We start from the raw sequence: 25678 nt of genomic DNA, 5'->3' as shown, positions 1-25678 counted from the left end.
CGGTAGATCTGTGTCACATCAATTCTCGAATCAGAGGACTCTTTTCCTCATCAGACAATCAACCTACTTTGATGTCAGCCCAATTTCAGACTTCTTAGACTTTTACGATTTGTTATGTTGCTTCAGACCAGAATGGCATGCACTGGGTGCTGTTCTTCCACGCCAGTAAGACGCATATCGAGGCCCTGGGAGCGGTAGGTCAATCGACGATGATCGATTCCCAGACAATGGAGAATAGTAGCATTCAGATCGTGAATGTGCACTGGGCAGTCAGCGACATTGTAACTAAACTCGTCAGTTTCACCGTATACAATTCCGGGTTTGATTCCGCCACCTGCAAGCCAGACGGTGAAGCACCGCGGGTGATGATCTCGCCCATAGTTTTCATGCGTTAACTCTCCCTGGCAATAAATAGTGCGGCCAAATTCCCCGCCCCAGATTACGAGTGTATCGTCCAGCATGCCGCGCTGTTTAAGGTCTTGGATCAGTGCCCAGCAGGGTTGATCAATATCTCGGCATTGATTGGGTAAATCGACTGCAATATTTTTATGCTGGTCCCAACCTCGATGAAAGAGTTGCACGAAACGCACATCACGTTCCGCCATTCTCCGGGCAAGGAGACAGCTGGCTGCAAATGTTCCGGGCTTTTGGACGTCAGGGCCATACATATCCAGGATGTGCTGCGGTTCGTTACTAAGGTCAACCAGATCGGGAACAGAACTCTGCATCCGGAATGCCATTTCATACTGAGTGATTCTCGCAGCAGTCTCGGGGTCACCATATTGGTCTAGCGTCTCATGGTTTAGTCTCCCCAATGAGTCGAGCATACGCCGTCGCGTTGATGCATCAATGCCAGGTGGATTGGAGAGAAACAGGACTGGATCGCCTTGACTACGCAGAGCGACACCTTGATGCTTGCTAGCCAGGAAGCCAGATCCCCAAAGACGGTTGTACAGGGCCTGAGCCTCAACGGGTCCCGTCCACGAAGATGTCATCACGACAAAAGACGGCAGATTCTCGTTCATAGAACCCAGGCCATAGCTTAGCCAGGCTCCAAGGCTGGCCCGACCGGGGAGTTGATTACCTGTGCAAATGTATGTGATAGCAGGATCGTGATTGATCGCCTCTGTGTAGATAGATTTGACGATTGCTATGTCATCGGCCATTCGGCCATGGAAAGGTAGCAGTTCACTTACCCATGCGCCGTGTTGCCCATATTGCTGAAAATTGTACTTCGATGGAGCAATAGGAAACCGGGTCTGCTCACTGGTCATAGTGGTCAGTCGTTGCCCTTTTCGGACCGATTCTGGTAAGTCTTTGTCATACCAAAGGTGCATCGTAGGTTTGTAGTCGAGCATATCCATTTGCGATGGGGCACCTGCCATAAACAGATAGATAGCCCGTTTTGCTTTTGGGGCAAAATGCGGCACCCCTGGCAATCCAATTGACGGCAGAGCGGTAGCAGAATTAGCTGAGGTGGCTGAGGAAAGGAGCGAGCTGAGAGCAGCCGAGCCTAGACCCAATGCACCCTGCCTAAAGAAATGTCGACGAGTCGTGCCCAGCAAGTATTCGCGAACTGGTTCCATATTCTTCTCTCCCTCGGAAACAACTAATTCTTATTGACGACTTCGTCAAGATTCAGGATTAGATTGGCAACCACCGTCCAGGCGGCAAGCTGGGGCGATTCAAACTCTTCACGATCTATATTCCCATAGTGCACTGCTAGGAGCTCTTGAGCAGCCTCGTCATTTTGCTCGTATTCATCCAACTGGTCTTCAAATAAACGTACGAGTTCGTCCAAAGTTGCATCAGAAGGAAAACGTGCTGTACAAAGTCGGTACATATGGGCAGCTCGCTCAGCATTATTAACCAAAGGTGCGGAAAGGGCACGTGCTGCTAAGGCTTGTGCTGCAGAAACATACTGAGGATCATTCATCAGCAACAACGCCTGCAACGGAGTGTTGGTGCGCTCGCGCCGGATGCAAGTTGACTCACGTGAGGGGGCATCGAATGTGCTCATCTCGGGAGGGGGAGAAGTCCGTTTTAAGAACACATACAGAGACCGGCGATTGATTTTGTCCGGTTCCTGGTCAGGCACAAATTCCACGGTATTCGAGCTTGAGAACCCCACGGCTTTCCACAGTCCGGCTGGCTGAGGAGGTTTTACGCTAGGACCACCCAGAGCCAACACCAAGTCACCGCCTAAGTACAAGGCTTGATCTCTCAATGTCTCTGCATCAAGTCGAAAGCGAGGCCCGCGGGCCAGAAACCGATTCTTGGGATCCTTTAGCACAAGTGTAGGTGAAACGTAGGAACTCTGGCGATAAGTTGCTGAGAGCACAAGCTGCTTCATTAGTTCTTTGATGTCCCAGCCACTTTCACGGAATTCTACTGCTAGCCAATCCAGCAACTCTGGGTGAGAGGGAACGGTTCCCTGATTTCCAAAATCTTCGCTCGTCTCTACCAGTCCAATGCCAAACAGTTGCTGCCAGAATCGATTCACGGCAACTCGGCTCGTGAGTGGGTTTTCAGGAGACACTAACCAGCGAGCAAGCCCCAAACGATTTCGCGGGAATTCAGCCGGCATGGGCGGGAGAGCCGACGGTGTTGAACGCTGGACTTGTTCTCCAGGCTTATCGTATTGGCCACGGATCAATAGAAAAGCTTCACGGGGATTCTTGCTCTCTCGATAAATGAGAGTGGTAGGCACCGATTGTGTTACTTTGCGTAATTGATCATGCAACTGTTCGAGTTCTTTCGAGCAGGAAATGAACTCGTCATCGTGGTGCATTAAATAGAAATGTTGAAGGATCTGACGATGAGCTTCGCTCAAGTTCTCGGGAGGATCGGCAAGAAAAGAGAGTTCGCTCTCCAAAAAAATTGCACGAACTTCTGCTTCTGAAAGTCGCTTGCCGTACACGCGCACATCGTCAATCGTCCCATCGAGAAAGTGAGAATCTACATCGCGGCGACCTAGCAACAAGGGTTCTGAGTTACGGATTCCTCCTTTAAACTTCAACGCATCGGACCAGACATCGACTGGCTGGCGTTTCCCATCAACATAAATCACTACACCGCTTGCCAACTTCGAGCCGTCGTATGTCACAAACACATGATGCCACTCATTAGGTGTAATCAAAGGTTCCTTTACAACAACCTTCACAATATAGCCCGGACGGCGGCGACTGATAATCGCCTTGACCTGGCCCTCTTGTATCGAGAGTTCGTATCCTTTATGAAGTTGGGCGGGATCAGTTTTAGCCAAGACGACGCTGTTTCGCCCGTTAGCCGTTTTAACCCACGCTCCGTAGCTAAACGAGTCATCATCGTCAAAGCTGGCCACATTTCCTAAATCTGCGACTGCACCTTCAGGGAATTGTATTCCGCTGCCCGTGCGTCCCGCGACTCGATTGGCACCGATCAACTTGCCTCGTCGGGCTGGATTGGCTTGGTTATTGATCTGATCCCCGGATTCGTCTTCAAAAGTACAATGGACGACTAGCTGGTCGTCAACGTGAAGCTCTGATTTGGCACTTAAGGATTCACGCTCTACTAGCCGCTCAATCCACCGGAGAAACGCATGATCGCTCGACGTTCCTCGTGCGTCCCTTTTCTCATTCAATTGTGAAATCTGGTCGCGTAGAGAAGCGAGAGTGGCAGCCTGGCCTTCGCTAGGTACACTAATTACAGGTGCAGGGTCTTTGATGTTTCCATCTAAAGCAGGTCCATCAAGACTATTGAAGAAAGCAGACAACTCGTAGAATTCCCGCTGCGTGATTGGATCGAATTTATGGTCATGACAAACTGCACAGCCCATAGTCAATCCAAGAAAAACTGTGGCCGTGTTACTAGTTCGATCGACAACATTTCTGACATGCACCTCTTCTTCAATCGAACCACCTTCGTTGGTAGTAACATGGGCACGACAGAATCCCGTGGCAACGAGTTGATCGAGTTTTGGATCTGGCAGCAAATCACCCGCCAATTGCTCGATAACAAACCGGTCGAACGGAAGGTTTGCATTGAATGCATTAACCACCCAATCGCGAAATGGCCACATCTCGCGATAATTATCCAAATGCAATCCGTGCGTATCGCCATAACGGGCTGCATCGAGCCAAAAGCGCGCCATGTGAACTCCGAATTGCGGCGACTGGAGCAGCCGATTGACAACTCGCTCATAAGCCTGGGGAGATTCGTCTGCTAAGAATGCTTCGACTTCAGCAAGCGTGGGGGGCAATCCCGTTAAATCGAGAGTGACACGTCGAATAATCACTTCTCTTGGAGCAGCAGGGGAAGGTTTCAAGCCTTTTTGGTCGAGACCTGCCAGCACAAAAAAGTCGATCGCATCGCGCGGCCAATTGGAGTTACTGACGTTGGGTAACTCTGGACGTTGTGGAGTTACAAAAGCCCAGTGTTGCTCCCATTTAGCACCTTGCGCAATCCAACGACGAATAAGAGAAACTTGGTCATTTGTGAGCGACTTTCCCGTTTCTGGTGGTGGCATAACTTCGTCAGGATCTTTACAGGAAACCCTACGCAGCAATTCGCTTTGCTCGGGATTTCCTGCAACGATCACTTTTTCGTCGGAGCCATCTGATGAGATTGCCTGATCCAGGAGATCAAGCCGAAACTCTGATTCTCGGCTGGCTTCGTCAGGACCGTGGCATGCGTAGCATGCGTCAGAGAGAATCGGGCGGATGTCCTGAAGATAATCGACGGGAATGTCAGTCTCGTTTACACTTGCCGTTATCTTCGGCGAAGGTGAAGGTGAAATAGACTCTTCCGCCGACTTTACTGAACTTGCGTGACAGACCCACCCAAGCACGAAGCAGCAAGCGATCCAATCTCCTCTTATGGAAACCATAGGTGGCAATCCTGATTAAAGGGCAAATTCTTTACGCATTTTACTCGCCAAAAATGCTTATTGCAACACAGCCGCAGATGCACAGGCCCTACGTCAGTAGGTGATTCGGCTTGGACTTTCCGGTATAGATTTTGGAATTGAAGTGTGTTCGAAAGCTGGTCTGTCATGCCATAATAGCCAATGAGTCAGCACATTTCTCACTTCGCTTAAGCAAATCATTCTTGTGGATATATCAGATATGAAACTAAGCCTATTCTCTGTAAGCTACGCGGGATACTGGGGGCAAGACCAACTCAATGTGACTGAATTTATCGCTAAAGCTGCCAAGCTTGGGTATGAAGCGGTAATGCTCGCTGGAAAACGGCCTCATCTTTCTCCCTTGGATGCGAACGAGGAGTATGTCGCCGCGATTCGTTCGGCATTGTCGGAGAACACTATCTCTTGCGAAGTGATCGCCGGCTACACGGATTTCTCTCCCTTGGCAGCCTCTGAAGTGCCCTACCTGGAAATGCAAATAAGCTATGTTGCAGCATTAGCAAAGCTGGCGCATCTGTTAGGTACACGACACATCCGAGTTTTCACAGCCTATGAATCTACGCTTCAAAGTCCACTCCAAGTTTGGCAATCAGTAGTGCATGCAATCCGCGAAATGTGCGATCGAGCAGCAGAATATCAAGTCACCGTGGTGGTACAGAATCATCACGATGTGGGAGTTCATAGTGACGCACTTCTGGAAGTGTTAAACGATATAGCGCGTCCGAATTGCAAGCTGGGATTTGATGCTTGGTCACCTGCATTAAGAGGCGAAGACCTCTATGAATGTGCAAAAAAAATGGCTCCCCATACCGCCATTACGACCAGCGCTGACTATGTGCGTTTGCCGAGATACAACTACCGCCCTGAATTTATCAATTATGAGCGTGCCTATCCTGATCTTGTGCGCGCAGTGAAGTTTGGCACAGGATTTATCGATTATTCCGCGTTCTTCCGTGGGTTACAGGAAGGTGGTTTTACAGGCATCGCGAACTACGAAATGTGTTCTCCAGTCCGAGGAGGTGGGGCAATAGAAAACCTTGACGCGTACGCCGCCCATTACCTCGATTGGATGCGATCGAATCTCAAATAATCCGTCAGACTACGCGAAGGACTCTCGAATAATGTCGAGGTATTTCGGGCACTCTTGACGTGGATCGCCTTCCTCTTCGTATTCTAAGGCAACATAACCACGATAATTCGCATCGCGAAGGATCTGTCCAAGCCGACGAAAGTCGGTTGGCCGCTTGTTCTCTCTTGCTTCATCAGAAGTGACGACTTTCACCTGTACATTGAGGCTGTAGGGTGCAATCCGTGCGAGATCAAGATAGGGATCCTCGGTATAAAAGTTCCCGGTGTCGAGATTAACACCGAACCAGGGACTCTTTACGTCCTGGACGAACTCAAGCATCCCATCGACGGTCGCTGTGGGACCACCATGATTCTCCAGAGCAAGATGAACTCCATGTAGGCCCGCATATTCACAGCACTCTTCTATGCCCTCAACCATGAGAGCATGCGAGTGTTTGGGATTTACACCGGGTTTCTGTTTGCCCGCAAAAATTCGAATGACTGGTGCTCCGAGAACCTCAGCACGATCAATCCACGCTTTGGTCATTGATATCTGCTCGTCGCGCTCCTTGCCTGGCAAAAAACCGAAATCATTGCCGACTGCAGTCCCAGAAACGCCCAAGCCGAACTGGAAGCATTGGTGCTTGAGTTCGCGTAGGTAGCTATTCGAGGTGGGAACCGGGAAATAGTACGAAGTGAGTTCAGTGCCTTCGAGCCCCATGTTGGCACAATCTACGATGAAATCAGACAGTGTCAATTCTGGTGAGTTACCGGTCAAAAGATTGCGATAACTATACGCAGCCAGGCTAAACTTAAACTTTGGGATGCCATTGCGCTCTATAGGAGAAATGGCTGGAGCATGCTGGGTTAGTCGCTGCAAGCCTCCAACAGTAATAGCGGCGGCTGCACAAGACTGCAAAAAGCTTCGACGAGAAGAGTTTGATAACAATGGAAGTCACTCCGTCGGAGGATGAGTTGTGAATGAAGCTTTATTCTTGCTTATGGGGCTTAGACTTGCAAGTATTTCGGAAACTTCCCCCTGGTAAACACTTTGGCCGATATTTAGCCTTCACCGTATTTTTCACAGTAGACTCCATCGTGCGTACGAAACGTCTTTGCTATAGTAATTTAATAATGTGGAGTGAATGGATTCAACTGATGGTCCTAGGCTTGTTTGAAGTCTAATCGTATTCAGAGCGAGGGCTTTGTGAAAAAGTCCTACAGTAGTTGCATGACATTTTTCATTAGTCCAATATCATTTGCCAAGACGATACAATGCATTCTGATCCTTAGTTGCACGACATGTTTTGCAGCCTTCTCGATTCCAGAATCCCAGGTATTGCGATTCGATTCAGGACCTCCTCAATCTGTGATCGCGGACCAGTCGATAGCACTAAATCTTTCGTCTCGCTATCAAACAACTTTGGGTTTCGGATGGATCACATCGCCACGCGATTCATTTGTTCGGGCTGATCTATCGCGGTCTCGATCGGCATTGACGATCGACGGCGTTGTGGGCGAAGAGTTTGACTTTCGCGCCGACATAGCAGCCGGCGATTGGATTGTGACTATCTGGTTGGAAATGGGAGAATTTGATCACAATGCGACGCAGATCTCTATCCAAGGCCAACCGTGTGTTGTCGATTGGCAGGAGTTTCCAGCGGCCGCAGAGCCGAGCCAGAATCTGCCAAAACTATACCGAGTCTTTCATACGACAGCCCAAGTGGGTAGCGATGGATTGATTTTGAAATTCCAGGGTAAAGACTCTGACGTTCGATTATTAGGTATTTCCTTAATGCGTCAGCAGTATGAATACACACCTGTCCAACTAAACTTCCTGGCGAAAATTAAAAGTAACCTCAGCCTCAACAACTACTCATCTCTGCCTTCTTTAATCCAGGAGGTGAAAACTGCTGTACTTGCCAATCCTACGGATAGCGTTCTCGCCCTCTGGCTACAACGGATGGAATTCTTAGCAGCGGCAGAGAAGTATTACGAAATGCGCGGCTGGGAATGGGCTGAAGGAGAAACCAGACTCAGCATGTTTGATCGGCATCATCAGGCAATCATGCTCTTGGACGGAATACTGGCAGGACAGAAAGCAGTAGGTGAGCCTTTGGCAGATCCAGCCCGCTATCTGCGAGGTCGACTGCTCTATTGGCTTGGCAAGGAACGAGGAGGAAGCGAAGTTATTGCCAATGCCAATCACGATCTGAAGTTACTTTACCAGAACTATCCTGAAGATGACTTGTTAGCAATGTACGCAAGCAAACAAATTGATTCTCAGGACGATTGTGATTGTCTTGAATCGTCTCCCGAAGCTCCCGCCTGGTCTGTTTTGCAACACGAAGCCTTGTGCCGATTGCGAGCAATAATTCGCTGGTGGACCACAGAACGCCAAATCGCTAATGGAGAATTTGGGGGCAAATTTGGTGATGATGTGGAACTGCTTAGGTGGTGGGCGCCACTCTGCCTGGCTGGTGATCAAACCGCGCTGCAAGGTTGGAAACTTTTGGCAGATGGCGTCTGGCACAGTAAACATGTGAATCAGGGTTACGCGCGCAAGTTAGCTGACGTGGAACACTCTTCGGAATTTATCTCCGATACCGCCCCATTGATGGTTTTCTATTCCGATGAACCAGAGTATTTGACGCGTTTGCAGCCCTCCGCGCAACTTTTTCAAGATTTCTGGACGGGTTTGACTCCTCAAGGTAATCGTTTTTTTCGCTCCGCATGGTTCAGTGCAACTGATCTTGAGACTACAGAGCCAAAAGGACGTGACGTGGAATTCAACTGTCGTGCTGCAAAAGCAGTCCGCTATTTGGTTGGGCGTCGGCCTGATCCTCAACTCGTAGCGACTCTCCACGAGTGGTCTATGGCTTGGGTAGAAGCATCATTGAGCACTGAAAAAGGAAAGCCTCGAGGTATTTTTCCGGCCTCGATTCGCTTTGAAGATGAGTCAATCAACGGTGATGGAAAGAATTGGTATCAAGCAGATATGTACTGGGATTATTATGATTGGTACCACTCAGCAGGGAGCTTACTTCTTGATCAAGTATTTTACACCTACCTGTTGACAAGAGACGAACGACTCTTGGAGCCCCTGTTGCTGACACTGGATTTGATTCGTTCGCAGGAATCTCAAGCTCTCGAAAGTAATCATCCAGAAGGCTCGCCAGCCTGGGCTGCTCAGATATTGAGAAACTGTTCGCTCTTCTGGGAAGTTATCGAGCAGTGGAGATTTACTACTAGAAATCAAACCTTTGATGATTTGATCATGCTCTATGGCAGTCCCTACGGTCGATATCGTGTAAGCGGAGACGAGCGACACCTAGTTGAGGGACTAAATACTCTTTTAGATGATGTGCGATTCAATACGCCTCTAAAAACAAACGAAGCACTCTTCACCGATCGAGTTTACGTGGCTGAGAGTGAGGCTCTCAAGGGAATGCTGACAGGAGACGGAATCCCCAGCAACACTTCGCCCTATTTTTATGTATCATGGGAGCATACCGATGGGAATTTCACCGCTTTGGTAGTTGATGCGCGTGAGGAAGGTATCAAAGTTGAACTGTTCTCTCATGCGGACGAGCAGCGAGAAATTGTTATGCGTGTTTGGCGTGTGAAGCCTGGATTATATGTTGTACGACACAAGTGTCTTGGTTCATCCATCGGAGAAGATGTTGTAAACATCTCATCCCCTGGCGAACGAATTTCAATTACGCTTCCTCCTCAACAACTATTGGAAATCGAGCTTAGTCGAATCTCCGATCCTCCGAAGAGCGATTAAGCAGACAGGCACGATTCGCGTTCGCACGACCTTGGTTGCAATTGTCTTGGTTCATCGTGAACTGGAATATCCAGCGTGATCCGTTAGCGGGATAAAAGTTAGTTTTAGACGGCTACCGCCGCATTCTCATTGCGTTCACGCAGACCGGGGGCTCATTGCCGCCCCCTGGACCCCGCTAGCCTTTCTCTGTGTTCCTTTTGCTCACGCTGCGGTCGCATCTTCTCGCTCTTGCCGACGCTTTTGAGCACGCCGCACTCTGGCCTCGGCCAGCTTACGATCTCGCTCATCGAAGATCGCTTGCTCACGCCCCGCCAACTTGTCCGCTGGTGTGACGTAACCGATCGCACTGTGCAACCTCCGATGATTGTAATCTTCGATGAACCTCCCGACCAGTTGCCGCGCCTCTTCCAGTGACAAAGGCACATGCGGACGGATGCAATCTTGCTTAATCGTCTGATGCCACCGTTCGATCTTGCCGTTACTCTGCGGATAGTAGGGCGAAGTCTTCACGTGGGTCATGCCCGAGATGCGTATGAACTCCTTGAAATCCTTGGCGATGAACTGCGGACCATTGTCGGTGATGATCCGTGGTGTTGCCGTGGGAAACGCTTCCTTGGCGCGTTGCAAAGTAATCTCGACATCGGCCTCGGTCATGCTTTCCCTCAATTCCCAATGCACCAGGTACCGGCTGCAACCGTCCAGTACACTGATTAGGTAATAAAACGTGCCGCACACGTTGACGTAGCTGATGTCACAGTGCCAGTGCTCATGCGGCTTCAGCGGCTGCTGAAAACCGGTGCCTTTCCCGGTTTTTTGCCCATTCCACCGCTCGAAACAGCCGTGCTGCTTGAGTACGCGATAGACGGTCGCCGGACTCGCAGCCACCACGTTCTGGTCCATCATCAAGTACGTCAACCGGCGGTATCCTTCGGTCGGATGTTCGCTGTGGAAGGCAACCATAGCCAGTTTCTCCCACGGTTCGAGCCAGTGATCACGGGGCACCAAGGCGTTGTGCTCGTTGACCTTACCGTACCGCTGTTTCCAGTCATGGAACTTACTCGCGCCGATGCCAATCCACCGGACCAATTGTTTGGCAGGTAGCTCCGTCCGCTCCTTCCACTTGGCGACGTAATCGACAATTTCGTCGCGGGTATCATGGGGAACCCACGCTCCTTTCAAAGTTCCCCAGTGACTTTTTTTGCTTTGACGTTCTCCTCCATCAATTCGGCGATCACTTCATTTTTGTTGATCAGCTTGGCCTCAAGTTGCGCAATCTTGCGATCTTGCGGCGACTTGGCACCTGATTTGGATTTCCGCTCAAAGGCGGCATCGCCGTTCTCAAACAGCTGCTTCTGCCACTGGTAGAACTGCGTGGGCTGGATCCCGTGCTGGTCACACAGATCCGCCACGGACTTGCCATCGACTAGGTGCGCTTTGACGATCGCTGTTTTCTGAGGGCCACTGAAGTGACGACGTTCTCGCTTGTTGGAACTGCTCTCGCTCATCGAATTCTCCAAAGCTTCGCGTTATACTAACGCTCACCTAGGATAATTCCAATTCCGACTGAGGCAAGACAGTTTGAGAGAATTCTGGACTCCCATTTATTGTAGAGCAGGATCAAGTAGCGTCAATTTGCAGCAGTTGGCCGCAATAACTTTCGGCATTCGGTAAAAAACGCCTGGAAGTCGGTCCGCCGGAAGTCTGGATAAGTCCAATCAAAGGCATGCCACGCCTTGGCTCGATAGCTGAGCGTCACCTCCGCATAGATTCCGTCGGACAGGTATATGCGATGGGCATGATCCTTGGTCGAGGCGAGTACCAACTTGGCAAGCGTGAGGTAACCGGGGTCGAGGTTCAGGGGCCTCGACTCGGGGTGGCTGGTCGCCGCAGCGTATTCGGCTTCCCATACGTTGGTAAGTCGCTTTACCCCTGGGAGTCCCCCGGGATCGATTGGTGTAGCGAGAACTAAGAGCTGCTTCTTGAGATCAGTACCCATCGTCTCGGTGTAATAGTCAGTCTCGGTGAATTCGAATGCAGGGCTTACCGCGCCGGCGAGGCCAAACTCTGAGGTGATTCTCTCACAAGCCCAATCTAGGGCTTCGGCGTAGCGACTGCTGATGGCTACGAGTAGGAGAACAGATTTAGGAGGTGAGATAGTACCCATTACGAAACTCTCCCGGACCGTGTGGGGGTTCGGTTGGGGTGAGAAATCAACCTAGCCGGAGGGCCACTGCCATCCGGGGATTAATACGCCCGAGCAAATATTCCGCGACGGTCGCTAGGCTCACCGGTGAAAATACATTTACCTGACTCAATCGGGCCATCGAAGGGAACACACCGCACTGTGCACTTGAGTTCCTTCAGCTTTGCCTCCATTGTAGGGCTATCAACAAAGTGGCAATATGCAAGTCCGCCTGGAGAATCTTCGGTGAAGAACTCTTCAAACTTATCAAGAGTATCAATCTCAATGGTCGCCTCGGTTCGCAAGGCCTTCGCACGGTCAAATAGTGCCTGTTGGATCTCCGCTAGTCGATTGGCAACGGTGCTTACGATTTCAGAACGCGGGACAGCATCTCCCTTTCCTTCGATATCTCGACGTTTGACGAAGACTTTTTCATCAGCAATGTCGCGAGGGCCGAGTTCCAGAATCAGAGGCACACCCCGTTTTATCCACTGCCAGCGCTTGTCGCCGCCGCGGAGGTCCCGGTCATCAATCCGTACACGGATTGGTTCATGGGCATATTGTTGGGCAGCCAATTCCAGCTTGAGGGTTTCACAATGCTGCATCACAATAGCGCGTTCTTCGTCGTTGCGGTGCACTGGCAAGATAACAATTTGAGCTGGTGCCAAGCGAGGGGGCAGTCGCAGGCCGTCATCGTCGGAATGGGTCATGATCAACCCTCCCACTAGTCGTGTCGAAACTCCCCATGAGGTCGTCCAAGCGTACTGCAATTCCCCTTCCACGTTCTGAAATTTAATTTCTTGTGCCTTGGCGAAATTCTGTCCAAGAAAATGCGACGTTCCGGCTTGCAATGCTTTGCGATCCTGCATCAGAGCCTCGATGCTGTAGGTAGCAACAGCGCCTGGGAACCGCTCGCCGGCGGTTTTCTCACCCTTGATCACGGGCATGGCCATCACGCTTTCGGCAAAGTCGGCATACACATCTAGCATCTGCTTTGTTTCTGCGCGGGCTTCTTCTTCGGTGGCGTGAACGGTGTGACCCTCCTGCCAAAGGAACTCCGTGGTGCGGAGAAACATCCGCGTGCGAAGTTCCCAGCGGACAACGTTGGCCCATTGGTTGATAAGAATTGGCAAGTCACGATACGACTGCACCCAGCGCGCGAAGGTGGCGCCGATGATGGTCTCGCTCGTAGGGCGAACAATGAGCGGCTCTTCGAGCTTTGCACTCGGTGCCGGTTGTAACCCCCCCTGCCCGTCAGGCTCCAGGCGATGATGCGTCACGACCGCGCATTCCTTGGCAAAGCCTTCGACGTGCTCGGCTTCTTTCTCTAGAAAGCTCATGGGGATAAAGAGCGGAAAGTAAGCGTTCTCGTGCCCCGTGGCCTTGAACATCGCATCTAAATGACGCTGGATGTTTTCCCAAATGGCATAGCCCCACGGTTTGATCACCATGCAGCCACGGACATCGGAATTCTCAGCTAGGTCGGCCGCCTTAACGACTTGTTGATACCATTCAGGATAGTTTTCGGCTCGAGTGGGCGAGATGGCTGTTTTAGGTTTTGACATGAGTAACGGGTTTCTATTGTTCCAGAAGTAGCCTCGACGCAATGCATTGCAGGGCATTTTTTTAGGGTTTTTCCAAAGTGGTCGCATTCTAGTCGATTCCGCGACAGGGGAGAATCGCATCCCCAAAAATCCGCACATTTGTGGCCCCAGCGAGCTTTACGAAAATCTGATAAGATGTTGCGTTTATGCGCGCGACGCGTTGCGTCGCGGCTTACCTGATAGGGGTCGTGAGGACCCCTGCTAGAATGATCGGAATCGGGTCGCCCCGGCTCGCCACACACCACCAGCAACTCACTACTCGCATATGTCCTCAGATTCGCGCCGCTTTGTCAGCCAGCTTACCCATAACGAACCTGTCAGCCAGGTATTTCTGGCTTCGGATAAGCAACTCCGCCCTAACCGCAATGGCAACCTTTACTTGCAAGTGGATCTCTCTGACCGCAGTGGCTCTGTGAATACCCGCATGTGGAATGCCACGGACTCCGATTACAAGTCTTTTGACAATGGCGACTATGTGCACGTCGAAGGGGCTACGCAGTTGTTCCAGGGAAACATGCAATTAATTGCCACGCACATTCGCAAGGCTCGGCCTGACGAACTCGACGAGTCCGATTTTAAGACGCTCCAATCGGCTGATATCGACAAAATGAGCAAACGGCTCACCGAAATTCTCGGTCAGATTCAGACTGCTCCCCTTGCGCGGCTCGCAAAAGGGTTTCTCAAAGACGACACTTTCATGGACAAGTTTTTCCGCGCGCCAGCCGGCATGAAGAATCATCATGCGTACCAAGGGGGGCTCTTGGAACACGTCCTGAGTTTGATGGAGCTGGTGCTGGTGGTCGCGCCCCGATATCCGCAACTTTCGCAGGACAAGTTGCTAATGGGTGCTTTTCTCCACGATGCCGCCAAGACCGACGAGCTTTCCTACGAACGCGACATCGCCTACACCGATGCAGGTCAACTCTTGGGTCACATGGTAATCGGCGTCACACTGCTTGACGAAAAAGTGCGTCAGATCGTCCAGCAGGATGGCCAGCCTTTCCCTGAACGGCTTCTCATTGAACTTAAACATCTAATTATCAGCCATCACGGCGAGTATGAATACGGAAGTCCGAAACTCCCAATGACGCTCGAGGCGATCGTACTGCACCTGCTGGATAATCTCGACGCTAAGGTGGCAAACTTCAGTCAACTGATGGCCGACTGTCCCAACAGCGAGAGCAATTGGACGCAATATTTTTCGCAGATTGGGCGAAAATTGTTTAAGCCAGAAAGCGAAGATTGAACTACTGCGAGCCAGATTGTCTGGTCCTTAAATTGAAATGGTTTGCCTAACACAAATGAGGGGTCGAGACGACCTGATTTACTTAAACCCATGCCTGACATCCAAGACGCCATACTCCGCTATGTGACCGATCCCAAGTATCGCCCGGTAAAACCGTCGACCATTGCCAAGCGACTGGGACTTGAGGGGGATGACATTGCACGGACTAAAAAGATCGTCAAGCAATTGGTCAAGCAGGGCAAACTTATCTTCGGCCCGAGCCATCTGGTATTTGCGATCGGTAACGGTGACACGCCGCTGACCGAAAAGAAGCAGAAGGCTGAGAAAAATCTAATCGGCACGTTTCGTCGTGCAGAGGGGGGGTTTGGGTTCGTGCGGCCCGAGGGTACCCCCGCCGGAGCAGGGCGCGATGCTGATATCTTCGTTCCTGCCAATGGAGCTGGTGACGCAGCCAACGGCGATACCGTCCGCTTGCGACTTAGTGGCAAGGTGGGCCGCCAGGGAAAAAGCGAAGGGCGCGTGATCGACGTTGTCGAGCGAGCGACCAATACGTTTGTCGGGACCTATCTCGTCGCTGGGGGTATGGGGCTCGTGCAAATCGACGGCAAGGTCTTTTCCAAACCGGTCTTCGTGGGCGATCCCGGTGCCAAAGGTGCCCAGCCCGACGACAAAGTTGTGGTCGAAATGGTCCGTTTCCCCTCGCATGTCCGCGATGGCGAGGGGGTCATTGTCGAAATCCTTGGCAAACGTGGCCAACCGGGGGTCGACACCCTCTCGATTATCCGCGAGTACAATCTTCCCGGGGAATTCTCCGAAGCTGTATTGAATGATGCGCGTGAGCAGGCGGAGTTGTTCGACGAAGCGAATCATAAACACCGCCAGGACATCACCAGCGAGACAGTAATCACCATCGATCCGGCAACTGCACGCGATTTTGACGATGCAATTTCGCTCACTCGGCTTGAGAACGACCATTGGCTGCTGGGGGTTCACATTGCCGACGTGTCGCACTTTGTGCGGCCTAAATCTCCCCTCGACCAAGAGGCTCGTGATCGCGCGACCAGTGTGTATCTGCCAGATCAGGTGATCCCTATGATCCCGGAGATCATCTCAAACAACCTCGCCAGTTTGCAGCCCGACAAAGTTCGCTATGCTCTCACGGCACGGATCGAATTCAGCCCCGAGGGACAACGCATCGGCACCGACGTGTTCAAGAGTGCGATGAAGAGTTGCCGGCGATTTACCTACGAAGAAGTCGACAGCTATCTGGCAGATCGAACTGGCTGGAAAAAGAAACTGACCCCTGAAGTTCATAGCCTGCTCAGCCGGATGCACGAACTGGCGATGATGCTCCGTGGCCGGCGGATGCAACGCGGTTCACTCGAATTGAACATGCCTGAGTTAGTGATCGATCTAGATAAGGATGGCAGCGTGTCGGGTGCCCATGCGGCGGAGAATACCGAGAGTCATCAGATTATTGAGGAGTTCATGCTTGCTGCCAACGAGGCTGTGGCGGAGATGCTCGCCGACAAGGGTTTACAGTTCTTGCGACGCGTGCATGGTGCCCCCGAACCGCGAAAACTAAAAGCGCTTACCGACTTCGTCAGCGAACTGGGACTCAAAACCGAAAGCTTGGAGAGTCGGTTTGCACTACAGGACTTGCTTGCCGCAGTTAAAGGAGATTCGCGCGAACATGCCGTCAACTATGCTGTTCTGCGGTCGATGCAGCGGGCCGTTTACAGCCCTGATGAAGAAGGCCACTTCGCACTGGCAAGCAAATTCTATTGCCACTTTACGTCGCCGATTCGCCGTTACCCCGATCTTACGATCCACCGACTGGTCGAGGCTGTCAGTCGCGGCAAGTCACCCGAACAACACCTGGGAGAATTGTTTGCTCTTGGAGACCACTGCAGCGACCGTGAACAGCGGGCCACCGAGGCCGAGCGGGAGCTCAAGAAAGTAAAACTCCTGCTGTACCTGCAAGACAAAGTTGGGATGCAGATGGATGGCATCGTGACGGGCGTCGAGAACTTTGGACTGTTCGTCACTGGATCGCAACTCCCCGCCGAAGGTTTTGTGCATATTACGTCCCTGGCCGACGACTACTACAAATTCGACCGCGCCGGTCATGTGATCCGAGGCTTCCGATCCGGCAACACCTATCGCCTTGGTGACTCCGTGCGAGTTGCTGTAGCAACAGTTGACGTCGAGCGAAGAGAACTCGACATGCGGCTCCTGGAAAAAATCGGCGGCAGCGCGGATGGCCGTGGCACAAAGCGAAAACCCGACAAAAAAGCTCGTCAGCAGCAGCCCCGCAAAGGAAAGGGCAAGACGAAACGCAAGCGGAAATAGATGTCCCATGTCATTTCCTGGCCCCTGGCAGCAAGACCACAAACCGGTAGAATACGATTTCCCACCGGAACTATGAATGGATTTGTCATGTCAAGCAACAATCAACTGGCTCACACCCCGCTCTTCGATTGGCACAGCGCGAATGGTGGCCGCATGGTCGAGTTTGCCGGTTGGTCGATGCCCGTACAGTACACCGGTATCGTCGAGGAACACCAGGCGACACGCACCGCCGTTGGGATGTTCGACATCTCACACATGGGGCGCGTGCTAGTCGACGGACCTGATGCCGCTGGATATCTTGACCGTTTGCTAACTCGCTCAGTGGTGGATATGAAACCCCACCAAATTCGCTACTCGTTGATTTGCAACGAAGCGGGGGGAATCCTTGACGACGTACTCTGCTATCGGGTGACGCTCGCGAACGGCGAACCCTCGGGCTACGGACTGGTGGTGAACGCTGGCAACCGCCAGAAAATCCTCTCTTGGATGGAAACCCATCAAACTGACTTCGACGTCAAGCTCGAAGACATCACCGCCACTTACGGCATGTTTGCGGCTCAAGGACCACGGGCGATTGAAATCCTGGATCCGCACATCTCCTGTGAGCTGACCTCGCTGCGCTACTACACGGGACAAGTGGCACAAGTTTGCGGCGTCGAATGTTTTGTAAGTCGTACTGGCTACACGGGAGAAGACGGCTGCGAAATCGTCTGCCCCGCGGATCAGCTTCCAGATGTCTGGCAACAATTACTTGACGCCTCTTCTGATGTCGGGGGCCGTGCGGTGGGCTTGGGAGCGCGCGACACTCTGCGCCTCGAAGCAGGCATGCCACTTTACGGCCATGAACTAGGCGAAACCATCAATCCGGTTCAGGCAGGGCTCGATTTCGCCGTCAACCTGCGCGATCGAGATTTCATCGGACGCGAGGCGATTGTCGGTTTTCAGAAGGACCACAAACAAACAGTTCGAGTCGGAATCCAGATGGAGGGCAAGCGCGTGGCCCGCGAAGGGGCCACAATCTTGTTTGGGGATCAACAGGCCGGTGCTGTCACGAGTGGGACATTTTCTCCGACGTTTAACCACCCCATCGCAATGGCTTACGTTTGTACTTCGGCAGCCGCCCCTGGTACGCCGTTGGCGGTCGATGTCCGTGGCCAAGAGCACCCCGCCCAGGTCGTGCCGTTGCCGTTTTACGAACGAGGAAAATAAAGTAAAGGAATTAGGGTTGAGAGACCCGTTTTTCCTGCGGCGGCACGCACTTCATTACATCTGCTGTGGAATCACATCGTCAACTAAATCGTTTACGCTTGGGGAGACATTATTGTGAAGCAAGAAGATTTGCTCTATGCAAAAACCCATGAATGGGTCGCCGTCGCTAAGGAAGGGGGCACACAGATTGCCACCGTTGGAATCTCCGCATTCGCCGTGGAAGCGCTTACCGATCTGGTATTCATTGAATTGCCAGCCGTGGGTAAGCAGGTCGAAGCCGAACAGCCCTTCTGTGAAGTTGAGTCAGTAAAGGCGGTTAGTGATATCTACGCGCCAGTCGATGGGGAAGTAGTAGCCGTCAACTCGGCGCTTCCCGATACGCTTGAAACCCTGAGCAGTGACCCTTATGGCGCGGGCTGGATCGCCAAGATTAAGGTAACCAACGACGCGAACCTAGCCAAACTACTTGACCACGCTGCCTACCAGAAACAATGCGAAGAGTGATGAGTTACGAGGCGCGAGCCAAGCCATTTGAATACTTCTTCCTCACTCGCAACACAAAAACCGAAACTCGAAACTCCCCCTATGCCTTACCACTACAATACCCCTGAAGACAAGCAGGCGATGCTCTCGGCGATAGGTGCCGAGTCGGTTGACGTGTTGTTTGATTCGATTCCAGCCGAGCTGAAGCTCGGCCGCCGTCTTGATTTGCCGCCTGCACTGTCGGAGCTGGAACTTGATCAGCATTTGCGCGAACTCGCTTCCCGCAATACACCTGCTGGCGAGGCGGTCTGCTTCCTTGGTGCGGGCAGCTACGACCACTTTATTCCGGCAGTGGTCGATACGATTGGCTCGCGAAGCGAGTTCTATACTTCCTACACTCCCTATCAGGCCGAGGCAAGTCAGGGCAACTTGCAGGTTATGTTCGAGTACCAATCACTCATTACCGAGTTAACTGGGCTGGATGTATCCAATGCCAGCCTTTACGACGGGGCGAGTGCAGCTGCTGAAGCCGTGCTGATGGCAATCAGCGCGACTGGTCGGCACGGCAAGGTGATCGTCCCTGAGTCGCTGCACCCCGAGTATCGAGCCACGATTGCAACCTATTTGGAAAACCTTGCCACCGAAGTAGTCACGATTCCCACCTCTGGTGGCGTCGTGGATCCTGAGATTCTCTCCGAGGCGGTCGATGAAGAAACGGCAGCTGTCGTGCTGCAACAGCCAAACTTTTTTGGCTGCGTCGAAGATGCTGCGGAAGTGAATAGAATCACGAAGAAAGCCGGAGCGCTCTTAATCGCCGTGTTCGATCCGATGAGTCTCGGCGTACTTAAGCGCCCTGGAGACTATGGTGCCAACATCGCAGTGGCCGAGGGTCATACGCTCGGATCGCCGATGGCGTATGGCGGCCCGTATCTGGGGATCATGGCCTGTGAGAAGAGTCTAGTCCGTCGCATGCCCGGTCGCATTGCGGGACAAACGGTGGATCGCCGCGGCAACACATGTTTTGTGCTCACGATGCAAACCCGCGAACAACACATCCGCCGCGAGAAGGCAACGAGCAATGTCTGTACGAACCAAGGACTCTTTGCCCTGCGAGCAACTGTATATCTGGCCCAACTTGGTCCACAGGGACTTCGCGAAACGGCAAGCCTCTGTTTGCAGAAATCTCGCTATGCCGCGGAACAGCTGTGTCAGCATGAGCGATTCTCGCTGGCCTTCGAGGAACCCACTTTTAAGGAGTTTGTCATCCGCGACAGAGAGAATCGAGTGGACGATTTATTGAAATCTGCACTCGACCGCGGCTACCTGGCTGGTTTGCCATTAGGTCGTTGGTATCCAGAGCTTGCAGACTGTTTCCTTGTGGCCGTAACGGAGAAGCGGACGAAGGCGGAGATCGATGGGTTGGTGTCAACCTTGACCAAAGCTTCCGAACGTGTCTCAGTCCCAGCCACCGTTTAGAAAAATACCATGCGAAATTCCCGAGACACCCAACTGTTGTGCGAACTCTCCCGGCCCGGTCGACGGGCGGCGCGGCTTCCTGCGTGTGATGTGCCTGAGCGGGACATCGCTGATCTGCTGCCCACGGAAGCGACCGCATCAAGCCCCCCTGCTTTGCCGGAGGTTACCGAACCGCAGATCGTCCGGCACTTTGTGAATCTCTCGACGATGAATATGTCTGTCGATACACATTTCTATCCGCTGGGAAGTTGCACGATGAAGTACAATCCCAAACGGAACGAACGGGCAGCGGCCATGCCAGGGTTTGCCGACCTGCACCCTTGTCAGCCCGAGGAGACGATTCAAGGGATGCTGGCTTTGCTCTATGAGATGCAGGAGTATTTTCAAGAGATATCGGGGCTACCGGCGTGCAGTCTGCAACCCGCTGCGGGAGCTCATGGCGAGTTGACAGCACTCTTAGTGGCGGCGGCATATTTCAAAGACCTTGGCGAAAATCGCTCCAAGGTGCTTGTCCCCGACAATGCCCACGGCACGAATCCGGCGAGCGCCGCAATGGCGGGCTATCGGTCGATCACCGTGAAAACCACCTCGGACGGCTTTGTCGACATGGCTGACTTAGCTTCCAAGCTTGACGACGAAGTGGCTGTGATGATGATCACCAACCCCAGTACGCTGGGTCTGTTCGAACCCCACATGCGCGAAATCGCTGATCAAGTGCATGCGAGAGGGGGTTTGATTTACCTTGATGGTGCTAACATGAATGCTATTCTTGGTATTACTCGCCCTGGGGATTGGGGTGCCGACATGCAGCACTACAACCCCCACAAAACCTTCAGCGGCCCCCACGGTGGCGGGGGTCCCGGAGCAGGTCCGATCTGTGTCATCGAAAAGCTTGCTCCGTACCTACCCACACCGATCGTGCGGAAAGAGGATTCCCTATACGCTCTCGACTTCAACTTGCCCAAAACCATCGGTCGCGTGCGGTCGTTCTTTGGCAATGTTGGCGTATTAGTGCGAGCCTATGCCTACATTCGGACTCACGGTCCTGACGGGCTCCGCGAGGTTTCTGAGAATGCAGTGCTCAATGCCAACTACCTACTGAGTCGGGTAAAGCATATTCTACCGGTCCCTCAAGGGAATCGCTGCATGCACGAATTTGTCGCTTCTGCGAATACTCTGAAAAAGGATAAGGGGATCACGGCAATGGATATCGCCAAGCGGCTTTTAGACTATGGATTTCATGCCCCGACGGTTTATTTTCCACTGACTGTCCCCGAAGCCATGATGTGCGAGCCAACTGAGTCGGAGAGCAAGGAAACACTCGATGCTTTTGCCGAAGTGCTATTTCGAATCACTGAAGAAGACGCCGAGCTATTACACGACGCCCCCCATTCAACCGCGGTCAGTCGACCCGACGAAGTCCGCGCAGCCCGCCAACCGGTGCTAACTTGGGCAGCACTTTCAGAGGCCAATTGAGCCTGCCGTGAGTGAAGCTTTTTCATGCCAGCTGCTTGTTGATCCCCCTGCCGAAGGCACCTGGAACATGGCACTGGATGAGGCACTGCTGCGACTCGCTGCGGAACAGCGAATAGCCACTGTGCGATTCTACCAGTGGCGAGAACCAACATTATCGTTGGGGTACTTTCAGAAGCTCAGCGATCGAGAGCGCCATCCTGCAAGCCTCTCGGCGGCCGTGGTCCGCAGGCAAAGTGGAGGCGGGGCAATTCTGCATGATCGGGAACTGACTTACAGCATCTCACTACCCGAGAACCATCCGCTGGCCAGGAATGCTCAGTCCTTATACAACACCGTACACGAAACCATCGCGACGGTCATGCGGCGGCATGTATCATTCTCGAATCAGATTGGACTAATAGCTGAGGAGTCACCAACGAGCGAGGATAATCACTTCCTTTGTTTTGAGCGCCGCGCTAAGGGAGATATTGTCTACCGAGTGTCTGCCGAGCCTAAGAATGGTAAAGTGAATCACAAAATAGTTGGAAGCGCACAACGCCGCTGCCGAGGAGCCGTCTTACAACATGGAAGCCTGTTGCTGGAGAAGTCGCCATTAAGCCCGGAACTTGCAGGATTGAACGATGTATGCGGTACGACATTCTCGCCGGCAAGTCTAGCGAGCGAATTGAGAACGGAAATCCCGCGAGCTTTGGGCCTGAAGTGCTCACCAGGCAAAATTTGCCAGGAAGTTCGCTCCAGGGTAGAGAGTTGGTATAATGAGAAGTACAGAAATCCCCAATGGACGGCAAGGCGCTAAGCGCATGCTGCCCTGTTAGCCGATGACTGTGATGAGTCCCTTACTAAATAGCGTTGGTGGGGGTTTACTCGAATAAAGCGTAAATCTAGCGCCCCCCTCTTTTGGGGGGAGTACTGTAACTAAGTCGAGGATTATTATTTCGTTTGTTAAGAGATTTGTGCTGTAGTTATATTTTGCTTCATATTGGTGTCATGGCTTGCTCGTGATATCCTGCAACTGATAAGGGGTCCTGGGGGGGAGTTACCTTATTCTCGTTTTTCGTGCTTTGCAAGTGCGCGGATCGCGACGATCAAGGTGTCTTCTTTCCAGCCCTCGGCGGCCTGCCCTCGATAGGGACAGCTTTGTCTTTTCTATTGTTGGCGGTTTACTTTTTCTAGGGGCTAAGCTACTTCGTTTAGGCACGGACAGGTTGAGCGATGGATGTAATTCTCAAAGTAATGAAGGGCTCAAAAATTGGGGCCAAAATTGCCGTCAAGAAGGACGAATTCTTGATCGGTCGGAGTCCTGAGTGCCACCTCTGCTCAGGGAGTACCTCGATTAGCCGCAAGCATTGTGCAATCCGACGCAGCGGTACCAAAGTCACTATTGCCGACCTGGGAAGCCGCAATGGGACGCTCGTCAACGGTGCCAAGATTACAGATGTAGTAGAACTCACTTCCGGCGACACACTCAATATCGGCAATCTTGAATTCTTGGTGACACTGACTAGTGGCTTGAATAATGAGAAAAAGCCTCAGGTAAAATCGGTCGCCGAAGCTGCCCAACGCACTGCCTCTCAAGGAACTGGGAGCGATATTGGGGATGACGATATTTCAAGGTGGCTTTTGGATTCCTCCCAATCCGGTGAAGGCGTGCTCAGCGAAGAGGTGGCAGAAACTCAGACGATCCGTCTCGACGATACGAAGGCTAGTGAATTGCGTGATGCAGTCAAAGAAATGCGTGCCGAGGCTGGTGACAGAATAGAGAGTTCGCCAGAGACAGAGGATCACAAGTCGGCTCATTCAGAAGAAGATGTCAAAGACTCTGGAAAAAAGAAAAAACCAGGTAAACTTCCCCCCATCGATAAGAAGCCGAGTTCCAAGAATAGCGTTGAGGCAGCAGCCGATGCACTTCGTTCCTGGAGTCGCCGCCGCTAAGCTCAGCCCGCATTGAAATTTCTGGGGGCTACCGATTATGCTTCCAGATCCCCTCGCCAAGTCATACCCCAAAACTTACCAGCTATGAATTCCCGCCTCCCAGCAGCAAAGCCGAAAGCAGCCCTCGTGGGTCTGGCTTTTGATGCCGATGATGACCAAAAGCGGATTACCCGAGGCCCAAACTTCTTCCTGGCCGGGGGTTCGCAAGACACGCATGGCATGATGCAAGAAACAGCCATTAAGATCAACGAGCATCTGGCCCGCCAAGGAAAAGACATGGCAGAGATCACCTTGCCCGAACTGCGAGAGATTGTCACGGAGATTCACAAGTAAGAAATAAGTGGCGCTCGCCACTGGCGTTTCCCAGTGACGAGCACTCCACTTTATGAGTCAGACTGTTTCTAGCTCGAAAGCTTCTTCTGTTTCGAGTTCTTCGGTTTCTTCTGAAGCGGTATTTTCTGTCGCTTCTTCGCTCTCAGGACGCACCACTGCCAATTCGGCTGGGGAGAGTTTCACGTAACCCAGTGAGCGAATCACTTCAAGCACTTCGCTGCAAGTAGGAAACATGCGGCCATTCTTCCGCTTGTACTCGTCTAAAGCGCTCATGAAGGAGACCTCTTCATCGGAGTAGTCTCGCTCGCAGGTAGTGGGGTCGATCTGGCGGCGGCGTTGCACCTTGGTTCGTCGTTCGAGCTTGGCAGGTGCTGTGCTTTCATCTTCGCGCCGCTCTTCCCTTCGGCGGTCAATCGTCACTTCTTGATCGGCAGAATCTTCAGCAACTTTGGGAGCTTTGCTCTTTGTCGCGCGGCTTTTGGAAGAAGTCTTGGCTGGTTTGGAATTCGATGTGTTTTTCGCGGCTGAACTTGTTTTGGTCGGCATGGGGAGGCTGCTCCTTGTTTAGGTAGCCCTGGGATAGGGCAGGTCGCTAATGGTAAGGGGGACGCTAGCAGTCATCGGAATGCCGACTGGGCAATATAGACCGAACACGAAAAATAACCGATTTCCGTAAATATGCCGGTTAGTGCGGATAATCCGGCTTAGCTAGACTTTCGGGCCGTGACAGCACCAGGGAGTGTCTTTAGCCATCACCACAGTCAAAACCAGCCTTTTGGGTTGCGTGGACCTGACGCGATTGCTATCTTTCGCCCCCCAGAGGCTTCTCTAGCCTGACCAGACTAACCATTCAACTGCTCGAGAGGAACGCACTCCGTGCGGCACCTATCATGCACCTTACACACTACACAAGTTCCTTGCTTCTTGTTCCGCTCGCGATGTTCGCAGGTTGCAATAGCATGAATTCGCAGGCGCTCAATTCTGAGGGGGTGCGTCTCTATCAGAATGGAAATTACCAACAAGCCGCCACACAATTTCAACGGGCAATCGCCAGCAACCCGCAGTCGGCCAGCGCGTACTATAACCTCGCGTCGACTTTGCACAAAAGCGGGAAACTTCAGAATCGTCCCCAAGACTTACAGCAAGCTGAGCAGCTTTATAACCAGTGCCTGGATTACGATCCGAACTACACCGAGTGTTATCGAGGACTGGCCGTGCTACTCACAGAAACGGATCGACAAGATGCCTCATACCGTTTGTTGGAAGGCTGGTCCGCGCGCAGTCCGCAGCTGGCTGACCCAAAAATCGAATTAGCTCGCCTGTACGAAGAGACCAACAACATGCCTCAAGCGTCTGCAATGCTGGAAGAGGCAATCACTATCGATCCGCACAATAGCCGGGCACTCACTGCGCTCGGCCGCTTAAGGGAGTCTTCGGGTGACACGGCCCAAGCCATGGCTAACTATCAGCGATCGTTGGCGATCAATCGCTTCCAACCAGCCATCGAATCCCGCGTCGCTTCGATGCAAGCCAATCAAGCCGTGGGCGCGCCGATGGTGACTCCTCCCGACGGAACTCGCACTGTGCAGCAATCAAAATCGAACGTGCGGTACTAACGGCAGAT

General features: G+C 52.4%; 20 protein-coding genes. 12 read left to right on the top strand and 8 right to left on the bottom strand.

Going from position 1 to position 25678, the window contains the following annotated elements:
* Window positions 1–122: 122 nt before the first annotated feature.
* Window positions 123–1586, bottom strand: a complete 1464-nt coding sequence (locus Pla144_RS20240; protein WP_146452524.1) for a DUF1501 domain-containing protein — start codon at window positions 1584–1586, stop codon at window positions 123–125.
* Window positions 1587–1609: 23 nt separating this feature from the next.
* Window positions 1610–4867: a DUF1553 domain-containing protein gene (locus Pla144_RS20235; protein WP_146452523.1), complete on the bottom strand. Its 3258-nt coding sequence runs from the start codon at window positions 4865–4867 to the stop codon at window positions 1610–1612.
* A 238-nt stretch (window positions 4868–5105) separates the two neighbouring features.
* Here Pla144_RS20235 and Pla144_RS20230 point away from each other — a divergent pair, with 238 nt between their 5' ends.
* Entirely contained in the window at window positions 5106–5993 is an 888-nt protein-coding gene (locus tag Pla144_RS20230; protein WP_146452522.1) for a sugar phosphate isomerase/epimerase family protein, read from the top strand.
* 9 nt (window positions 5994–6002) lie between these two features.
* On the opposite strand, the gene Pla144_RS20225 is transcribed toward Pla144_RS20230, so the two are convergent.
* Complete coding sequence (locus Pla144_RS20225) at window positions 6003–6851, bottom strand: sugar phosphate isomerase/epimerase family protein (protein ID WP_231936462.1); 849 nt, start codon at window positions 6849–6851, stop codon at window positions 6003–6005.
* Window positions 6852–7310: 459 nt separating this feature from the next.
* Here Pla144_RS20225 and Pla144_RS20220 point away from each other — a divergent pair, with 459 nt between their 5' ends.
* Window positions 7311–9761 carry a hypothetical protein gene (locus Pla144_RS20220; RefSeq protein WP_146452520.1) on the top strand — a complete coding sequence of 817 codons (2451 nt, stop codon included), beginning with the start codon at window positions 7311–7313 and terminating at the stop codon, window positions 9759–9761.
* A gap of 201 nt (window positions 9762–9962) precedes the next feature.
* Here Pla144_RS20220 and Pla144_RS20215 read toward each other — a convergent pair whose 3' ends face one another.
* From Pla144_RS20215 to proS, 4 genes are all read right to left on the bottom strand, one after another.
* Window positions 9963–10940 (bottom strand): IS3 family transposase, encoded by a 978-nt coding sequence (locus Pla144_RS20215; protein WP_197530857.1) that lies wholly within the window; start codon window positions 10938–10940, stop codon window positions 9963–9965.
* Window positions 10937–11266, bottom strand: coding sequence for a transposase (locus Pla144_RS20210; protein ID WP_146452519.1), 330 nt, complete (start codon window positions 11264–11266; stop codon window positions 10937–10939). The genes Pla144_RS20215 and Pla144_RS20210 overlap by 4 nt, the downstream gene beginning before the upstream one ends.
* Window positions 11267–11388: 122 nt before the next feature.
* Entirely contained in the window at window positions 11389–11925 is a 537-nt protein-coding gene (locus tag Pla144_RS20205; RefSeq protein WP_146452518.1) for a DUF4416 family protein, read from the bottom strand.
* Between the two features lie 80 nt (window positions 11926–12005).
* Entirely contained in the window at window positions 12006–13508 is a 1503-nt protein-coding gene (proS, locus tag Pla144_RS20200) for a proline--tRNA ligase (RefSeq protein ID WP_146452517.1), read from the bottom strand.
* A gap of 304 nt (window positions 13509–13812) precedes the next feature.
* Between proS and Pla144_RS20195 the strand changes: the two genes are divergently transcribed.
* The 9 genes from Pla144_RS20195 to Pla144_RS20155 all read left to right on the top strand — a co-directional run bounded on the left by Pla144_RS20195 (window position 13813) and on the right by Pla144_RS20155 (window position 24054).
* A complete protein-coding gene (locus tag Pla144_RS20195; RefSeq protein ID WP_146452516.1) occupies window positions 13813–14793 on the top strand; it encodes a 3'-5' exoribonuclease YhaM family protein in 981 nt (326 codons plus the stop codon).
* Window positions 14794–14883: 90 nt separating this feature from the next.
* The gene (gene rnr / locus Pla144_RS20190) at window positions 14884–17145 is read left to right on the top strand and encodes a ribonuclease R (RefSeq protein ID WP_146452515.1); all 2262 of its coding nucleotides are present in this window, start codon (window positions 14884–14886) and stop codon (window positions 17143–17145) included.
* 87 nt (window positions 17146–17232) lie between these two features.
* Window positions 17233–18354 carry a glycine cleavage system aminomethyltransferase GcvT gene (gene gcvT / locus Pla144_RS20185; RefSeq protein WP_146452514.1) on the top strand — a complete coding sequence of 374 codons (1122 nt, stop codon included), beginning with the start codon at window positions 17233–17235 and terminating at the stop codon, window positions 18352–18354.
* 114 nt (window positions 18355–18468) lie between these two features.
* Window positions 18469–18858, top strand: coding sequence for a glycine cleavage system protein GcvH (gene gcvH, locus Pla144_RS20180; RefSeq protein ID WP_146452513.1), 390 nt, complete (start codon window positions 18469–18471; stop codon window positions 18856–18858).
* Between the two features lie 81 nt (window positions 18859–18939).
* Window positions 18940–20313 (top strand): aminomethyl-transferring glycine dehydrogenase subunit GcvPA, encoded by a 1374-nt coding sequence (gcvPA, locus tag Pla144_RS20175; RefSeq protein ID WP_146452512.1) that lies wholly within the window; start codon window positions 18940–18942, stop codon window positions 20311–20313.
* Between the two features lie 9 nt (window positions 20314–20322).
* Window positions 20323–21789 (top strand): aminomethyl-transferring glycine dehydrogenase subunit GcvPB, encoded by a 1467-nt coding sequence (gene gcvPB / locus Pla144_RS20170; protein ID WP_146452511.1) that lies wholly within the window; start codon window positions 20323–20325, stop codon window positions 21787–21789.
* 7 nt (window positions 21790–21796) lie between these two features.
* A complete protein-coding gene (locus Pla144_RS20165; RefSeq protein WP_146452510.1) occupies window positions 21797–22585 on the top strand; it encodes a lipoate--protein ligase family protein in 789 nt (262 codons plus the stop codon).
* A 416-nt stretch (window positions 22586–23001) separates the two neighbouring features.
* The gene (locus Pla144_RS20160; protein WP_146452509.1) at window positions 23002–23721 is read left to right on the top strand and encodes an FHA domain-containing protein; all 720 of its coding nucleotides are present in this window, start codon (window positions 23002–23004) and stop codon (window positions 23719–23721) included.
* 84 nt (window positions 23722–23805) lie between these two features.
* Window positions 23806–24054: a hypothetical protein gene (locus tag Pla144_RS20155; RefSeq protein ID WP_146452508.1), complete on the top strand. Its 249-nt coding sequence runs from the start codon at window positions 23806–23808 to the stop codon at window positions 24052–24054.
* 57 nt (window positions 24055–24111) lie between these two features.
* Here Pla144_RS20155 and Pla144_RS25195 read toward each other — a convergent pair whose 3' ends face one another.
* Window positions 24112–24600, bottom strand: coding sequence for a hypothetical protein (locus Pla144_RS25195; RefSeq protein WP_231936460.1), 489 nt, complete (start codon window positions 24598–24600; stop codon window positions 24112–24114).
* Window positions 24601–24944: 344 nt separating this feature from the next.
* Here Pla144_RS25195 and Pla144_RS20145 point away from each other — a divergent pair, with 344 nt between their 5' ends.
* Window positions 24945–25670 carry a tetratricopeptide repeat protein gene (locus tag Pla144_RS20145; RefSeq protein WP_146452507.1) on the top strand — a complete coding sequence of 242 codons (726 nt, stop codon included), beginning with the start codon at window positions 24945–24947 and terminating at the stop codon, window positions 25668–25670.
* Window positions 25671–25678: the final 8 nt, after the last annotated feature.

The organism is Bythopirellula polymerisocia (genome assembly GCF_007860015.1).
Taxonomy (GTDB): Bacteria; Planctomycetota; Planctomycetia; order Pirellulales; family Lacipirellulaceae; genus Bythopirellula; species Bythopirellula polymerisocia.
The sequence above is the reverse complement of the archived record's forward strand: the minus strand, read 5'-3'. Positions and strand labels throughout refer to the sequence as shown.

Coding starts and splice junctions, on each gene's coding strand:
- Pla144_RS20240 (WP_146452524.1), bottom strand. CDS start 1,586: ATGGAACCAGTTCGCGAATACTTGCTGGGCACGACTCGTCGACATTTC.
- Pla144_RS20235 (WP_146452523.1), bottom strand. CDS start 4,867: ATGGTTTCCATAAGAGGAGATTGGATCGCTTGCTGCTTCGTGCTTGGG.
- Pla144_RS20230 (WP_146452522.1), top strand. CDS start 5,106: ATGAAACTAAGCCTATTCTCTGTAAGCTACGCGGGATACTGGGGGCAA.
- Pla144_RS20210 (WP_146452519.1), bottom strand. CDS start 11,266: ATGAGCGAGAGCAGTTCCAACAAGCGAGAACGTCGTCACTTCAGTGGC.
- Pla144_RS20205 (WP_146452518.1), bottom strand. CDS start 11,925: ATGGGTACTATCTCACCTCCTAAATCTGTTCTCCTACTCGTAGCCATC.
- proS (WP_146452517.1), bottom strand. CDS start 13,508: ATGTCAAAACCTAAAACAGCCATCTCGCCCACTCGAGCCGAAAACTAT.
- Pla144_RS20195 (WP_146452516.1), top strand. CDS start 13,813: ATGTCCTCAGATTCGCGCCGCTTTGTCAGCCAGCTTACCCATAACGAA.
- rnr (WP_146452515.1), top strand. CDS start 14,884: ATGCCTGACATCCAAGACGCCATACTCCGCTATGTGACCGATCCCAAG.
- gcvT (WP_146452514.1), top strand. CDS start 17,233: ATGTCAAGCAACAATCAACTGGCTCACACCCCGCTCTTCGATTGGCAC.
- gcvPA (WP_146452512.1), top strand. CDS start 18,940: ATGCCTTACCACTACAATACCCCTGAAGACAAGCAGGCGATGCTCTCG.
- gcvPB (WP_146452511.1), top strand. CDS start 20,323: ATGCGAAATTCCCGAGACACCCAACTGTTGTGCGAACTCTCCCGGCCC.
- Pla144_RS20160 (WP_146452509.1), top strand. CDS start 23,002: ATGGATGTAATTCTCAAAGTAATGAAGGGCTCAAAAATTGGGGCCAAA.
- Pla144_RS20155 (WP_146452508.1), top strand. CDS start 23,806: ATGAATTCCCGCCTCCCAGCAGCAAAGCCGAAAGCAGCCCTCGTGGGT.
- Pla144_RS25195 (WP_231936460.1), bottom strand. CDS start 24,600: ATGCCGACCAAAACAAGTTCAGCCGCGAAAAACACATCGAATTCCAAA.
- Pla144_RS20145 (WP_146452507.1), top strand. CDS start 24,945: ATGCACCTTACACACTACACAAGTTCCTTGCTTCTTGTTCCGCTCGCG.